Consider the following 14,297-nt stretch of genomic DNA (forward strand, 5'->3'; position numbering starts at 1 on the left):
GAGTTGTCAACATGCTCAAGAAGTCCTCGAATGCTTGAGCGAGGTGCGATGCGGACGTACCGTTGAAGCAGCCGGCGACGTGGCCGGCACACGCGAAGCGGCTCCTCACGAGGGGGCCCGCAACGAGGAGTGATGACGATGACGCACACCCTGACACCCACAGCGGATCTCGCCACCGACATCGAGGATGTCGCGCGACTGCTGACCCCCGACGGCGAGCGCATCGCCGACCCCGAGCTCGATCGCTGGGTGGCCGACGTCGACGCCGCGACACTGCGCGGCCTGTACCGCGACATGGTCCTCCTGCGGCGCATCGACACCGAGGGCGTCGCCCTGCAGCGGCAGGGTCAGCTGGGCCTGTGGCCGCCGTGCCAGGGCCAGGAGGCCACCCAGATCGGCACCGCCCGCGCCCTCCGCGCCGACGACTTCGCGTTCCCGAGCTACCGCGAGACCGGCGTCGTCTACGCCCGGGGCGGCAAGCCCGCGGACTTCGTGCTCGCGTGGCGCGGCGAGGAGCACTCGACCTACAACCCGTACGACATCAACACCGCCACGCAGCAGATCATCATCGGCGCGCAGGCGCTGCACGCGGTCGGCTACGCGATGGGCGTGCAGCGCGACGGCACCGACCAGGTATCGGTCGCCTACTTCGGCGACGGCGCGTCGAGCCAGGGCGATGTCAACGAGGCGATGGTGTTCGCCTCCTCCTTCCGTGCGCCGGTCGTGTTCGTCTGCACCAACAACCAGTGGGCGATCTCCGAGCCCGTCACGGTGCAGGCGAAGTTCCCGATCGCCGGGCGGGCCCCGGGCTTCGGGATCCCCAGCATGCGCGTCGACGGCAACGATGTGCTGGCATGCTTCGCGGCCATGCGGTGGGCGCTCGACAACGCGCGCCGCGGCAACGGCCCCGCCTTCATCGAGGCGGTCACCTACCGCATGGGCCCGCACACCACGTCGGACGACCCGACCCGGTACCGCGACAAGGAAGAGGTCGAGAAGTGGCGCCGTCGCGACCCGATCGCGCGCGTCGAGGCGCTCCTGCGGTCGCGCGGTGAGTTCGACGAGGCGTTCGTGACGAGCGTCGAGGCGGACGCCGATGCCCTCGCCGCCGCCGTGCGCGAGGCGGCGATGACCGCGAAGACGCGCGACCCGCTGACCGTGCTCGACAACGTCTACGCGGAGCCCCACTCGGGCCTCGCGGAGCAGCGCGAATGGTTCGGCGCGTACCTCGACGGGTTCGCCCCGGCAGCCGAGGCGGTGTGACGATGACGCAGCTGACGATGGCGAAGGCCATCAACGAAGGACTCCGCCGTGCGATGGCGGACGACGACAAGGTCCTCGTCATGGGCGAGGACATCGGAAAGCTCGGCGGCGTCTTCCGCATCACCGACGGCCTCCTCGACCAGTTCGGGGCGCAGCGCGTGGTCGATACGCCGCTCGCCGAGGCCGGCATCATGGGCACCGCCGTGGGGCTGGCGTTCCGCGGCTACCGGCCGGTCGTCGAGATCCAGTTCGACGGCTTCGTGTACCCGGCGTTCGACCAGATCGTGTGCCAGGTGGCGAAGCTGCACTACCGCACGCGAGGCAACGTCAAGATGCCGATCACGATCCGCATCCCGTGGGCGGGTGGCGTGGGTGCCGCGGAACACCACTCGGAGTCGCCCGAGGCCTACTTCGTGCACACGTCGGGCCTGCGTGTGATCGCGGTGTCCAACCCGCAGGACGCCTACGTCATGCTGCGGCAGGCGATCGCGTCGGACGACCCGGTGGTCTACTTCGAGCCCAAGCGGCTGTACCACACCAAGGGCGAGGTCGATCTCGACGTCCACCTCGCGGACGCCCCGCCGATGGGCCTGGCCCGCGTGGCCCGCGAGGGCAGCGACGTCACTCTGCTGACCTATGGCTCGCAGGTGCTCACGGCGCTGGACGCGGCCACGGCCGCCGAGGATGACGGCGTCTCGATCGAGGTCATCGATCTGCGCTCGATCTCGCCGGTGGACTACCGCACGGTGACCGCCTCCGTCCGCAAGACCGGGCGCGTCGTGGTCACCCACGAGGCCGCCCGCGAGGCGGGCGTCGGCGCCGAACTGGTCGCGAGCGTCACCGAGCGCTGCTTCAACTATCTCGAGGCGGCGCCGCAGCGCGTCACCGGGCATGACATCCCTTACCCGCCCGCGAAGCTCGAGAAGCACCACCTGCCCGACCTCGACCGGATCCTCGACGCCGTCGACCGCGTCATGGACCGGCCGAACAGCCTGAGCGGGGTGCGGGACTGATGGCGGTGCAGGACTTCAGGCTCCCCGACCTCGGGGAGGGACTCCCCGAAGCCGAGCTCGTGCAGTGGCTCGTCGCCGTCGGCGACACGGTCGCCCTCAACCAGACCATCGCCGAGGTCGAGACCGCGAAGGCCGTCGTCGAGCTGCCATCGCCGTACGCCGGCACCATCACGGCACTGCACGCCGAAGCAGGCGATGTCGTCGCGGTCGGCTCGGTGCTGATCTCCTTCGACATCGGAGACTCGACGGTCCCCACGCCTTCAGCGCCCGCCGCGGAGACCGGGGGCTCCGCTCCGGAGGTCGCCGGGAGCGCGCCGGCCGAGCCGGCGAAATCCGAGCCCAACCTCGTGGGCTACGGCGCGACGCCGCAGGGCGCCGGGCGCCCTCGGCGCCGCGCGCGTGTCGCGGGCTCGGTGGCCGCCGCATCCGACACCGCCGTCCTCGAGGCGGCGCCGCACGACGCGATCCAGTTCGCCGACGTCGTGGAGCGTCCCGTGGAGCGCCCGCGCTCGACACCGCCGGTGCGGCAGTTCGCCAAGCAGCTGGGCATCGACCTCGCGCTCGTCGAGGCGAGCGGTGCGTCCGGGGTCATCTCGCGCGCCGACGTCGAGGCGTACGCGACGCGCGTGGGCGCCACGGCGACCGCGCCGGCCGCGGCCGAGCCCGTCGAGACCTTCGAGATGCCGGTGCCGGCCGCCGCGGAGGGGGAGCGTACGACGCGCACGGCGATCCGCGGGGTGCGGCGCATGACCGCGGACGCCATGGTGCGCAGCGCCTTCACCGCTCCGCACGTCACGACGTTCCTGACCGTCGACGTGACAGCGACGAGCGAGCTCATCGCCTCGCTGAAGGGCGACCGCGACCTGCAGGAGCACCGGATCGGGATCATGGCCGTGGCGGCGAAGGCGGTGTGCCTCGCGCTGGGCCGCCATCCCGGGCTCAACTCGAAGTGGGACGACGAGGCGGGCGAGATCGTCGAGCACCACTATGTGAACCTCGGCATCGCCGCGGCCACCGGGCGCGGGCTCGTGGTGCCGAACATCCGCGATGCCCAGGAGCTGACGCTGGTCGAACTGGCCGACGCCATCCGCGGGCTCGCCGAGACCGCGCGCGCGGGGAAGACGTCGCCGGCCGACATGATGGGCGGCACGTTCTCGATCACGAACGTCGGCGTGTTCGGCGTGGACGCCGGGACGCCGATCATCAATCCCGGAGAGGCGGGCATCCTCGCCCTCGGCGCGGTGCGGCGCCAGCCGTGGGAGCATCGCGGCGAGATCGCCCTGCGCGACGTCATGACGCTCGCTCTGTCGTTCGATCACCGGCTGGTCGACGGCGAGCAGGGGTCGCGGTTCCTGGTCGATGTCGCGGGCATCCTCCGCGAGCCCGGGCGTGCGATGCTGTTGCACTGACCAGCCGCTGACCGGCCGGCACCTTGGGGGCCGGCCGGTCAGTCCATCTTCGGGGAGAAGAGTCCGAGCCCGTGCGTCTGCAGCACGTCATATGGCTCGGCGTAGGTCTCGGGCTCCGCGGAGCCCGGGGCCGCATAGCGTGCGTGCAGCAGACCCAGCAGGCCGCGTCCGGGCGGGAGGCGGCGGGGCCGCCGCCCTCAGGCGGTCAGGGAGGCGCGCGCCATCGTGTGGAGGATGCCGCGCACATCGCGCTCGCCGGGGCGCGACCTCGACGCGCGCACGGTATGGGGCGTCGAGTTGATCAGGCCGAAGCAGGCATGCGCGCGCACGCGCAGATCGTCCTCGTCCCGGTCCGGGTGGACGGTCGAGAGGATGCCGATCCACACCTCCACGTACTCCCGCTGCAGACGGCGCACGGTGTGACGGTCGTCCTCGCTGAGGCTCGCGAGATCGCGGTCCTGCACGCGGATGACGTCGGCGTCGCGCAGCGCGAACTCCACGTGGAAGGCGATGATCGCGTTCAGCTGGTCGGCGGCCTCGTCATGGGCCGAGATCACTTTGCGCCCACCCGCCAGGAGCCGCTCGCTCACCTCGACGAGGATGGCGCCGAGCAGCGCCTGCTTGTTGGCGAAGTGGCGGTAGAGGGCGGGACCGCTGACACCGACCGCTCCGCCGATGTCTTCGAGGCTGACGCCGCTGAAGCCGCGTTCGGCGAAGAGGGCCGCCGCCTCGTGGAGGATCGCCGCATGGCGGTCGGCCTTCGCGCGATCGCGATCGGTCACACCGTTCGTCATCTGATGCTCCGCTTGTAAATCCAGTTAAGGCTCGCTAACCTGAACCTCAGTTAGTGAACACTAACCAATCCGATCGCGTCCCGACAACGGACGTGATCCGATCGTGACGTCGAGGAAGATGCGCGGGAGATCCGGATGAGCGTGCTGAGCACCACCGCGGTGCACGACGAGGCCTTCGCGCGCACGCGCGACGCCCAGCGGGACCTGGCACAGAAGCTGCGGGAGCGGCTGGCCGCAGCATCCGTCGGCGGACCCGCCGCGTCGCGCGAGCGGCATGTCGCGCGCGGCAAGCTGCTCCCGCGCGACCGTGTGACGCGGCTGCTGGACGAGGGGAGTCCGTTCATCGAGGTCGCGCCGCTCGCCGCGGAGGGCCTGTACGACGGCGACGCCCCCGCCGCAGGCGTGATCGCGGGGATCGGGCTGGTGCACGGGCGGCATGTGATGGTGGTGTGCAACGACGCGACGGTCAAGGGCGGGACGTACTACCCGCTCACCGTCAAGAAGCACCTGCGGGCGCAGGAGATCGCCCTCGAGAACCGCCTGCCCTGCGTCTATCTCGTCGATTCCGGTGGCGCCTTCCTGCCGATGCAGGACGAGGTGTTCCCCGACCGCGACCACTTCGGCCGCATCTTCTTCAACCAGGCCCGGCTGTCGGCCGCGGGCATCCCGCAGATCGCCGCCGTGCTCGGCTCCTGCACCGCCGGCGGCGCCTATGTGCCCGCGATGAGCGACGAGACGGTGATCGTCCGTGGCCAGGGCACGATCTTCCTCGGTGGCCCGCCCCTGGTGAAGGCCGCGATCGGCGAGATCGTGACCGCCGAGGAGCTCGGCGGGGGAGAGTTGCACGCCCGCCGCTCCGGGGTCGTCGACCACCTCGCCGAGGACGACGAGCACGCGCTCGAGATCGTGCGCGACATCGTCGCGACCCTGCCGGCGCCGGCTGAACCCGCGTGGGAGGTCGTGCCGGCGGTCGAGCCGGTGGCCGAGGCATCCGATCTGTACGGAGTCGTTCCGGTCGACGTGAACCAGCCCTACGACGTGCGCGAGGTGATCGCGCGGCTCGTCGACGGCAGTGAGCTGCACGAGTTCAAGCGCGAGTACGGCGACACGCTCGTCACCGGCTTCGCGCGCATCCACGGGCATCCCGTCGGCATCGTCGCCAACAACGGCGTGCTGTTCAGCGAGTCCGCGCAGAAGGGCGCCCACTTCATCGAACTGTGCGATCAGCGCGGGGTGCCCCTGCTGTTCCTGCAGAACATCTCGGGGTTCATGGTGGGACGCGACGCCGAGGCGGGCGGCATCGCGAAGGACGGCGCCAAGATGGTCACCGCCGTCGCGACCACGCGAGTGCCGAAGCTCACGGTCGTCATCGGCGGGTCGTTCGGCGCCGGCAACTACTCGATGTGCGGACGCGCGTACTCGCCGCGGTTCCTCTGGACGTGGCCGGCGAGCCGGATCTCCGTCATGGGCGGCCCCCAGGCCGCCTCCGTCCTCTCGACCGTCAAGCGCGACCAGCTCGAGGCGCGCGGCGAAGAGTGGTCCACGGCTGAGCAGGCGGACTTCGAGGCCCCGATCCGCGCCCGATACGAGGAGCAGGGCGACCCGTACTACGCGACCGCCCGGCTGTGGGACGACGGGGTCGTCGACCCGCTCGATACGCGGGACCTCCTCGGCCTCGCGCTCGACGTCGTCTCGCGCACCCCGCTCCCCGAGCCGCGCTTCGGCGTCTTCCGGATGTGACTGTCATGCTCTTCCCTCTGCCTGAGCCCGCCGAAGGGTTCGACACCGTTCTCGTCGCCAACCGCGGTGAGATCGCCCGCCGGGTGATCCGCACGCTCCGGCGTCTCGGCATCCGCTCTGTCGCCGTCTACAGCGATGCGGACGCCGACGCGCCGCACGTGAGTGAGGCCGACGAGGCCGTCCGCATCGGGCCCGCCGCGGCCGCGCAGTCGTACCTCGACATCGACGCCGTCATCGCCGCGGCGGTCGCCACCGGCGCGCAGGCCGTCCACCCGGGCTACGGCTTCCTGTCGGAGAACGCGGCTTTCGCCCGCGCCTGCGCCGAGGCCGGCATCGTCTTCATCGGCCCCGGCGAGCGCGCGCTCGAGGTGATGGGCGACAAGATCCGTGCGAAGGAGCACGTCGCGTCGCACGGCGTGCCGACGGTGCCCGGGCTCAGCGCGGCGGGGATGACGGATGCTGAGATCACGGCGTCCGCCGAGCGTGCCGGCTTCCCCCTCCTGGTCAAGCCCTCGGCGGGCGGCGGCGGCAAGGGCATGCAGGTGGTGCGCTCGGCCGCGGAGCTGCCGGACGCCCTCGCGACCGCGCGCCGCGTCGCGGCCGCCGCGTTCGGCGACGACACGCTCCTCCTCGAACGGCTCATCGAACGCCCGCGGCACATCGAGGTGCAGGTGCTCGCCGATGCGCACGGGAGCGTCGTCCACCTCGGCGAGCGCGAGTGCACGCTGCAGCGGCGCCACCAGAAGGTGATCGAGGAGGCGCCGTCCCCGGCGGTCGACGCCGACACCCGCGCCCGCCTGGGCGCGGCGGCCTGCGCGGCCGCGGCATCCGTCGACTATCGCGGGGCGGGCACTGTCGAGTTCCTCGTCGCAGCCTCGCGCCCCGAAGAGTTCTTCTTCATCGAGATGAACACGCGCCTGCAGGTCGAGCACCCCGTCACCGAGCTCGTGACCGGCTTCGACCTGGTCGAGCAGCAGCTGCGGATCGCGGCGGGGGAGCCGCTCGCCTTCTCGCAGGACGACGTGCAACTCGACGGCCACGCGATCGAGGCCCGTGTGTACGCGGAGACGCCGGCGCGCGGCTTCCTTCCTGCCACCGGCGAGGTGCTGGTGTGGCGGCCCGCCGAGGGCGTCCGCACCGACTCTGCTGTCGAGTCCGCGAGCACCGTGACGGCGGACTACGACCCGATGATCGCGAAGGTCATCGCACACGGCGCCGACCGCGCGGAGGCGCTCGATCGTCTCGACGGGGCGCTCGCCGAGACGATCGTTCTCGGGCTCGAGACCAACATCGGCTTCCTCCGCGCCCTGCTCGCCGAGGAGGGCGTGCAGACCGGAGACATGGACACCGGGCTCATCGACCGCATGCCGAGGTACACGGCGGGCGCGCCGAGCGCGGCAGCGCTGGATGTCGCGGCCGCCGCCGCCGAACCCGAGGGCAGGACGGACCCCGGCGCGGAGCGGCGGGCGAGCCCGCTGTGGCGCGCGGGATCGGGCTGGCGCTCGGGCGAGCCACCTGCCGCGCGCACGGTCTCCGTGGAGACCGCGGACGGCGAGGTGCTCGCGGTCCCCGTCCCTGCTGCGCCGGGCGCCGGCGACGGTGCGATCGACTCCCGCGACGCCGACGGATGGGTCTGGGTGCACGCCGACGGCGCGACGCATCGCCTCCGCCCGCTCAGCCGCCGCGCCGCCATGGAGCGACGCCTGGCGGACCGCGAGCGTGGGGCCGCGGCATCCGATCCGCAGCTGCGCGCCCCCATGCCGGGCGCGGTCGTCGCCGTGCACGTCGCCGACGGCGCGACCGTCGCCGCCGGCGACAGGATCGTCACGATCGAGGCGATGAAGATGGAGCACCCCGTCCTCGCCCCGCACGACGGCGTCGTGCGCGTCGACGCCGCCGTCGGCGAACAGGTGCGCCGCGACCAGGTGCTCGCGCATGTCTCGCTCGCGGACGCGGCGGCCGCCGCGTCCGACTCTCCCGACGACTCCACCGCGGACGCCCACGAGGCGCCCGCGCCGACCTCCTGACACCCGAGGAGCAGCAATGGACAGCTACGACACCTACGACCTCTCGGAGGACGAGCGAGAGCTCGCCGCGCTGGTGCGGCAGTTCGCCGACGAGGTCGTCGCGCCCGTCTCGTACGAGGCCGACCGCACGCACACCCTGCCGATGGACGTCGTCGCGCAGATGGGGGAGCTGGGCCTCTTCGGCCTGCCGTTCCCCGAGGAGTACGGCGGTCAGGGCGGCGACTACTTCGCGCTGTGCCTCGCGATCGAGGCGCTCGGCCGCGTCGACCAGTCGCTCGCGATCACGCTCGAGGCGGGCGTGAGCCTCGGTGCCATGCCGGTGTTCCGCTTCGGCAGCGAGGAGCAGAAGCGGGAGCTCCTGCCCGACCTGCTCGCCGGCCGCGCGCTCGCCGCGTTCGGGCTCACCGAGCCGGAGGCGGGATCGGACGCCGGGGCCACCCGCACCACCGCGCGTCGCGACGGCGACGAGTGGGTCATCAACGGCTCGAAGCAGTTCATCACCAACTCGGGCACCGACATCACCCGGTTCGTCACGGTCACCGCGGTCACGGGCGAGACCGACGGCCGCAAGGAGATCTCGACCATCGTCGTGCCCCACGGCACGCCGGGGTTCACCGTCGAGCCCGGCTACGACAAGGTCGGCTGGCGCGCGTCCGACACGCACCCGCTGACCTTCCAGGACGTGCGCGTTCCCGTGGCGAACCTGCTCGGCACGGAGGGGCGCGGCTTCGCGAACTTCCTCCACATCCTCGACGAGGGACGCATCGCGATCGCCGCGCTCGCCACGGGAGCGGCGGAGGGATGCCTCGACGCAGCGGTCGACTACGCCAAGAAGCGGACCGTGTTCGGCGACGCGCTCTCGACGCGCCAGGGGATCCAGTTCCTGCTGGCCCGCATGCAGCAGCGCGTCCACCTCGCGCGGCTCGCGTGGCACCACGCGGCGCGACTGCGGGACGCCGGCAAGCCCTTCAAGACGCAGGCGGCCATGGCGAAGCTCACCGCGAGCGACGCCGCCATGGACAACGCCCGCGACGCGACCCAGATCTTCGGCGGCAACGGCTTCATGAACGAGTACCCGGTCGCGCGGCACTACCGCGACTCGAAGATCCTCGAGATCGGCGAGGGCACGAACGAGGTGCAGCTGCTGGTGATCGCGCGGGCGCTCGGCGTGGCGTGAGGGTAGCGTGACAGACGTGACCCCCGACGCTTCCGACGACGACGCCCCGCCCCGGGCAGCGCGGACGATCGTCCAGCGCGGGCTCTACTACGACGAGCTCGAGATCGGGGCGCGGTACCTGCACCGCCCCGGCCGCACGGCGACCGAGGCCGACAACGTGGTGTTCTCGTCGATCACGATGAACACGCAGGCGCTGCACCTGGACGCCGCGTTCTCCGAGACGCAGCCGTTCGGCCGGCGCCTCATGAACTCGATGTGGACGCTCGCGACGATGGTCGGGGCATCCGTCTCGCAGATCACCCAGGGCACGCTCGTCGCGCAGCTCGGCCTCACCGACGTGTCGTTCCCGGCGCCGCTGTTCCACGGCGACACCCTATACACCGAGACCGACGTGCTCGACAAGCGGCTCTCGGCGTCGCGGCCGGGGCAGGGGATCGTGACGCTGCGGCACACCGGCCGCAACCAGCGGGGCGAGGTCGTCGCCCTCGCCACCCGGACCGCGCTGATGTGGTGCGCACCCGAGACCCCGGAGGAGACCCGATGAGCTTCGACCTCGGCCCCGCGCTGCTGTTCTGCCCCGCCGACCGCCCCGAGCGGTACGAGAAGGCGTTCGACCGTGCCGATGCCGTGATCCTCGACCTCGAGGACGCTGTCGCGCCCGCCGACAAGACCGCGGCGCGCGGACACCTCATCGAATCCGAACTCGACCCGTCACGGGTGATCGTGCGCGTGAACCCTCCCGAGACGGACGCGTTCGTCGCCGATCTCGCGACGCTGTCGCAGACGGACTACCGGCGCATCATGGTCGCGAAGTCCGAGTCGCCCAAGCGCATCGGGCGCATCGACGCACGCTTCGAGGTGATCGCGCTGTGCGAGACGGCGAAGGGCGTCGCCCAGGCCGACCGCATCGCCGCGCTCGACAACGTGGTGGCCATGATGTGGGGCGCCGAAGACCTCGTCGCGAGCATCGGCGGCACCTCCAGCCGCACACCCAGCGGCCGCTACCGCGACATCGCGCGCTACGCACGCTCCCGAGTGCTGCTTGCGGCCGCCGCGCGCGGCAAGGCGGCGATCGACGCCGTGCACCTGGACATCGAGGACGCGAAGCGCCTGGCCATCGAGGCGGCGGATGCTGCGGCCTCCGGTTTCCGCGCCACCGCCTGCATCCACCCGAGCCAGGTGGCCGTCATCCGCGCCGCCTACCGCCCCGACGAGAAGACCGTGGAATGGGCACGCGCCGTCCTCACCGCCGCCCAGAGCCAGCGCGGTGTGTTCTCGTACGACGGGCGCATGGTCGACGAACCGGTGCTGCGCCACGCGCGCGGCGTGCTGGCCCGCGCGGACGCCTGAGCGCGCAGTCCGTCGGGCGCTTCAGCCCTCCGCCGACTCGCGGACGCGTTCGTCCGCGATCTCGCGCGCGACGCGGCCGATGAGCTCGTACGGCACGTCCTTCGAGTGCGGGAAGACGACGGAGTCCTTCTCGGCGCGATAGGGCCCGATCTCGGACTCCAGCGGCTCGAGAAGGACCGGCACCGGGTAGAGGCCGATGTGCTTCTTCCAGCCCGCGAAGTGGAGTGCGTAGCGCCCGCCGAGCATGATCGCCGCGATGCCGTATCGCACCTTCTGCTCGGGCGGCGTACCGGATGCGGCAGCGACGGCATCCACGATCTCGGCGCGGACGCGGATGAGTCGCTCGGCGACTTCGGGAGGGAATCCCGCGATGTACTCGTCGACGGTGGCAGGCGCGGCCATGGCGCCGAGCCTAGGCCACCAGCCCCGCGTACGTCACGAGCCGGAGGTGATCGCGCTCGTAGACGAAGTCGTGGGTGGAGCCGTTGGCGAGGCGCTCGCCCTCCGGCGGCAGTGCGCCGGCGGTCGCGTGGCGCATCACCTCGCGGATGAGCGCGCCGTGGCTCACGACGATGAGCGAGGCCGCGGCGGGGGCGGTGGCGCGGCGGTGATCCCGCACGACACGGCCGAGCGCCGTGATGGCGCGCGCGCGCAGATCGGCCCACGGCTCGGCGCCGGGCACCTCTGCGGTGTACCAGTCGCCCCAGCGGGTGCGGAACTCGTCGATGCCGACGCCCTCCGCCTCGCCGTAGGCGCGCTCGCGCAGGCCGGCGTACGTCCGCGGCGCCGCAAGGCCCAGCTCGGCCGCGATGATCTCCGCCGTCTCGCGGGCACGGGCCAGGTCACTCGACACGACGGTCATGGGAACAGCGCCGTCGAGGCGTTCGCGCAGCACCTGCGCGGTCGCGCGGGCCTGTGCGCGACCGGTGTCGTTGAGGGGGATGTCCGTCGATCCCTGGATGCGCCGGTCGCGGTTCCAATCGGTCTCGCCGTGGCGGATCAGGGTGAGCGCGGTCATGCTTTCGACCCTACCCGGGCCGCCTGGACGTCAGCCGCTCAGGCGAGGGAGGGCAGCCCGTCGGCGAGCGCGCGCAGCACTTCGCTGGTGCCTGCGTCGATCTTGACCGTCGCCCGGGCATCCGCGCGCGTGGCGCCGCGGTTCACGATGACGACGGGCAGGCGTCGGCGCCGCGCACGCTCGAGCAGCCGGATGCCCGAGTTCACGACGAGCGAGGACCCCGCCACGATGAGCGCCTCGCTGGTGTGCACGAGCTGCTCGGCCTCACGGAACTTCTCGGCGGGGATGAACTCGCCGAAGAAGACGACATCGGGCTTCAGCATCCCGCTGCACACGCTGCATTCCGGAATGCGGAAGCCCTCGGTGCTCTCGGGGAGCACATCGCCGTCGGGGCCGAGCGCGACGTTCTCGGGCACGCGGATCCACGGATTGTCATCCTCGACGCGGCGGGCGAGGTCGCGCCGGTCGAAGACCTGGCCGCAGTGGGTGCAGAAGATGCGGCGCATCGTGCCGTGAAGCTCCACGACGCGGCGGCTGCCGGCGCGCACGTGGAGTCCGTCCACGTTCTGGGTGACGACGCCCGTCGCGAGTCCTCGAGCTTCGAGGTCGGCGAGCGCGCGGTGCCCGGGGTTCGGCTCGGCGGACGCGAACGCCTGCCAGCCGAGGTGGCTGCCGACCCAGTAGCGACGTCGCGACGCATCGCTGGAGAGGAACTGCTCGACGGTCATCGGGGTCCGAACGGGAGCTCCCGCCCCGCGGTAGTCCGGGATGCCGGAGTCCGTCGAGACGCCTGCCCCGGTCAGCACGGCGATCCGCCGGCCCGAGAGCGTGGCGATGGCCTGAGCCACGGCATCCGTCGTCCGGGCGTCCATTCCGGTCGAGATCGTCGTCACGGCGCACCCCCTTCGCGTCGAGTGTAGGCCCCGCGGTTTTCGGGGATGTTACGTCAGCGCCGCGGCCTGAGCGCCGTGCGACGATGGGACGCGATGCACGCGATCCAGATCACCGACGCCTCCGACGAGCGCCTCGCGGACTACCGCGATCTCACCGATGTCGCACTGAGGCGCGTGATCGAGCCCGAGGGCGGCCTGTACATCGCCGAGTCGGCGAAGGTGATCGGTCGCGCGATCGCGGCCGGCCATCGGCCGCGCTCGGTGCTCGTGCAGGAGAAGTGGCTCCCCGACGTGGAGGAGCTGGTGACGGATGCCTCGACCCCGGTGTACGTCGTCGCCCCCGAGATCGCCGAGTCCCTGACCGGGTATGCGGTGCACCGCGGCGCGCTGGCGTCGATGCACCGGCCCGAGCTCCCGTCGGTGGCCGACGTCGTCGCGGGCGCGCGGCTCGTCGTTGTGCTCGAGGACATCGTCGACCACACCAATGTGGGCGCGATCTTCCGCGCGGCCGCCGGCCTCGGCGCCGACGCGGTGCTCGTGAGTCCGAGATGCGCCGACCCGCTCTACCGGCGGAGCGTCCGGGTGAGCATGGGCACCGTCTTCCAGGTGCCGTGGACGCGGCTGCCCGAGTGGGAGGAGGCACGCGCGGTGCTGCACGATTCGGGCTTCGAACTCGCCGCGCTCGCCTTGTCGGACGCCGCTGTCCCGCTCGACGCCTTCCGCGCGCGCCGGCCGGAACGGGTCGCGCTCATGCTCGGCGCGGAGGGCGACGGGCTGTCGCGCCGGGCGCTCGAGGCGGCCGACACCGTCGTCACGATCCCCATGGCCGGTGGCGTCGACTCCCTCAACGTCGCCGCGGCGAGCGCGGTGGCGCTGTGGGAGCTGCGGGCGCGCTGACCTGCTCGGGGCCGCGTCGCCGAGGTCAGCCGCCCGGTCGCACCGTCAGCTCGGTGAGGTCGGCGTCGCGGGGCAGGTCGAGGGCCGTCAGGATCGCGGTCGCGACGGATGCCGGGTCGATCCACCGCGACGCGTCGTAGTCGGCGCCCTCCTGCTGGTGGACCTTCTCCTGCATGGGCGTCGCGGTGCGGCCGGGGTACACGGTGGTCACGCGCACGCCGTTCGCGCGCTCCTCCTCGCGGAGGGCATCTGCGACGGCGCGCACCGCGAACTTGCTCGCGCCGTAGGAACCCCACTCGGGGCTGACACGCAGACCGGCGCCGGAGTTCACGAACACGACGCGGCCGCGCGCCGTGCGGAGGGCGGGGAGCATGAGGCGGGTGAGCTCCGCAGGGGCCACGGCGTTGACGTTGAGCTGGTGCTGCCAGGTCGCGACCGGCGTCTCGCCGATCGCCCCGAGCTCCACGACGCCGGCCACGTGGATGAGCGAGTCGAGCTGCGGCGGCACGCTCTGGTGGCTGAACGCCCACGACAGCCGTGCGGGGTCGGCGAGGTCGCCGACGAGGGTCTGGGCGCCGGGGAAGCGCCGGCGGAGCTGCGCCGCGCGTCCGGCGTCCCGCGCGAGCAGCCACAGATCGTCGCCGCGGGCGGCGAGCCGCTCCGTCAGCGCCGCGCCGATGCCCGAACCGGCGCCGGTGACAAGGTGCGTCGTCACG

Annotated in this window: 14 protein-coding genes; 9 read left to right on the plus strand and 5 right to left on the minus strand. The window is 72.1% G+C overall.

Annotated elements, in window-relative coordinates; all coding sequences use genetic code 11:
* Window positions 1-132: 132 nt before the first annotated feature.
* From pdhA to AC3A46_RS03290, 3 genes are read left to right on the plus strand one after another with little or no spacing between them, the layout of a single operon-like run.
* Complete coding sequence (gene pdhA / locus AC3A46_RS03280) at window positions 133-1,263, plus strand: pyruvate dehydrogenase (acetyl-transferring) E1 component subunit alpha (RefSeq protein WP_487663785.1); 1,131 nt, start codon at window positions 133-135, stop codon at window positions 1,261-1,263.
* A 2-nt stretch (window positions 1,264-1,265) separates the two neighbouring features.
* Entirely contained in the window at window positions 1,266-2,276 is a 1,011-nt protein-coding gene (locus AC3A46_RS03285; protein ID WP_487663786.1) for an alpha-ketoacid dehydrogenase subunit beta, read from the plus strand.
* The gene (locus tag AC3A46_RS03290) at window positions 2,276-3,685 is read left to right on the plus strand and encodes a dihydrolipoamide acetyltransferase family protein (protein WP_487663787.1); all 1,410 of its coding nucleotides are present in this window, start codon (window positions 2,276-2,278) and stop codon (window positions 3,683-3,685) included. Before AC3A46_RS03285 ends, AC3A46_RS03290 begins: the two co-directional genes overlap by 1 nt.
* A gap of 197 nt (window positions 3,686-3,882) precedes the next feature.
* On the opposite strand, the gene AC3A46_RS03295 is transcribed toward AC3A46_RS03290, so the two are convergent.
* A complete protein-coding gene (locus tag AC3A46_RS03295; protein ID WP_487663788.1) occupies window positions 3,883-4,479 on the minus strand; it encodes an SACE_7040 family transcriptional regulator in 597 nt (198 codons plus the stop codon).
* 135 nt (window positions 4,480-4,614) lie between these two features.
* Between AC3A46_RS03295 and AC3A46_RS03300 the strand changes: the two genes are divergently transcribed.
* Genes AC3A46_RS03300 through AC3A46_RS03320 form a run of 5 tightly spaced genes read left to right on the plus strand, consistent with a single transcriptional unit; the run spans window position 4,615 to window position 10,773 of the window.
* Window positions 4,615-6,219, plus strand: coding sequence for a carboxyl transferase domain-containing protein (locus AC3A46_RS03300; RefSeq protein WP_487663789.1), 1,605 nt, complete (start codon window positions 4,615-4,617; stop codon window positions 6,217-6,219).
* Window positions 6,220-6,224: 5 nt separating this feature from the next.
* The gene (locus AC3A46_RS03305) at window positions 6,225-8,246 is read left to right on the plus strand and encodes an acetyl/propionyl/methylcrotonyl-CoA carboxylase subunit alpha (RefSeq protein ID WP_487663790.1); all 2,022 of its coding nucleotides are present in this window, start codon (window positions 6,225-6,227) and stop codon (window positions 8,244-8,246) included.
* Window positions 8,247-8,262: 16 nt separating this feature from the next.
* Window positions 8,263-9,423, plus strand: a complete 1,161-nt coding sequence (locus AC3A46_RS03310) for an acyl-CoA dehydrogenase family protein (RefSeq protein ID WP_487663791.1) — start codon at window positions 8,263-8,265, stop codon at window positions 9,421-9,423.
* Window positions 9,424-9,439: 16 nt separating this feature from the next.
* Window positions 9,440-9,967: a MaoC family dehydratase gene (locus tag AC3A46_RS03315; RefSeq protein WP_487663792.1), complete on the plus strand. Its 528-nt coding sequence runs from the start codon at window positions 9,440-9,442 to the stop codon at window positions 9,965-9,967.
* Window positions 9,964-10,773: an HpcH/HpaI aldolase/citrate lyase family protein gene (locus AC3A46_RS03320; RefSeq protein ID WP_487663793.1), complete on the plus strand. Its 810-nt coding sequence runs from the start codon at window positions 9,964-9,966 to the stop codon at window positions 10,771-10,773. Before AC3A46_RS03315 ends, AC3A46_RS03320 begins: the two co-directional genes overlap by 4 nt.
* A 21-nt stretch (window positions 10,774-10,794) precedes the next feature.
* On the opposite strand, the gene AC3A46_RS03325 is transcribed toward AC3A46_RS03320, so the two are convergent.
* The 3 genes from AC3A46_RS03325 to AC3A46_RS03335 are packed head-to-tail and all read right to left on the minus strand — an operon-like array spanning window position 10,795 to window position 12,663.
* Entirely contained in the window at window positions 10,795-11,175 is a 381-nt protein-coding gene (locus AC3A46_RS03325; RefSeq protein ID WP_487663794.1) for an iron chaperone, read from the minus strand.
* 10 nt (window positions 11,176-11,185) lie between these two features.
* Window positions 11,186-11,791, minus strand: a complete 606-nt coding sequence (locus AC3A46_RS03330) for a histidine phosphatase family protein (protein WP_487663795.1) — start codon at window positions 11,789-11,791, stop codon at window positions 11,186-11,188.
* Between the two features lie 38 nt (window positions 11,792-11,829).
* Window positions 11,830-12,663, minus strand: a complete 834-nt coding sequence (locus AC3A46_RS03335; protein WP_487663889.1) for a Sir2 family NAD-dependent protein deacetylase — start codon at window positions 12,661-12,663, stop codon at window positions 11,830-11,832.
* A gap of 114 nt (window positions 12,664-12,777) precedes the next feature.
* On the opposite strand from AC3A46_RS03335, the gene AC3A46_RS03340 reads away from it, so the two are divergent.
* Window positions 12,778-13,581, plus strand: a complete 804-nt coding sequence (locus tag AC3A46_RS03340; RefSeq protein WP_487663890.1) for a TrmH family RNA methyltransferase — start codon at window positions 12,778-12,780, stop codon at window positions 13,579-13,581.
* Between the two features lie 25 nt (window positions 13,582-13,606).
* Here the strand turns inward: AC3A46_RS03340 and AC3A46_RS03345 are convergent, their stop codons facing one another.
* Window positions 13,607-14,296, minus strand: coding sequence for an SDR family oxidoreductase (locus tag AC3A46_RS03345; protein WP_487663796.1), 690 nt, complete (start codon window positions 14,294-14,296; stop codon window positions 13,607-13,609).
* Between the last annotated feature and the right edge of the window lies 1 nt (window position 14,297).

This window comes from Microbacterium sp. Soil_C_42 (genome assembly GCF_057656735.1).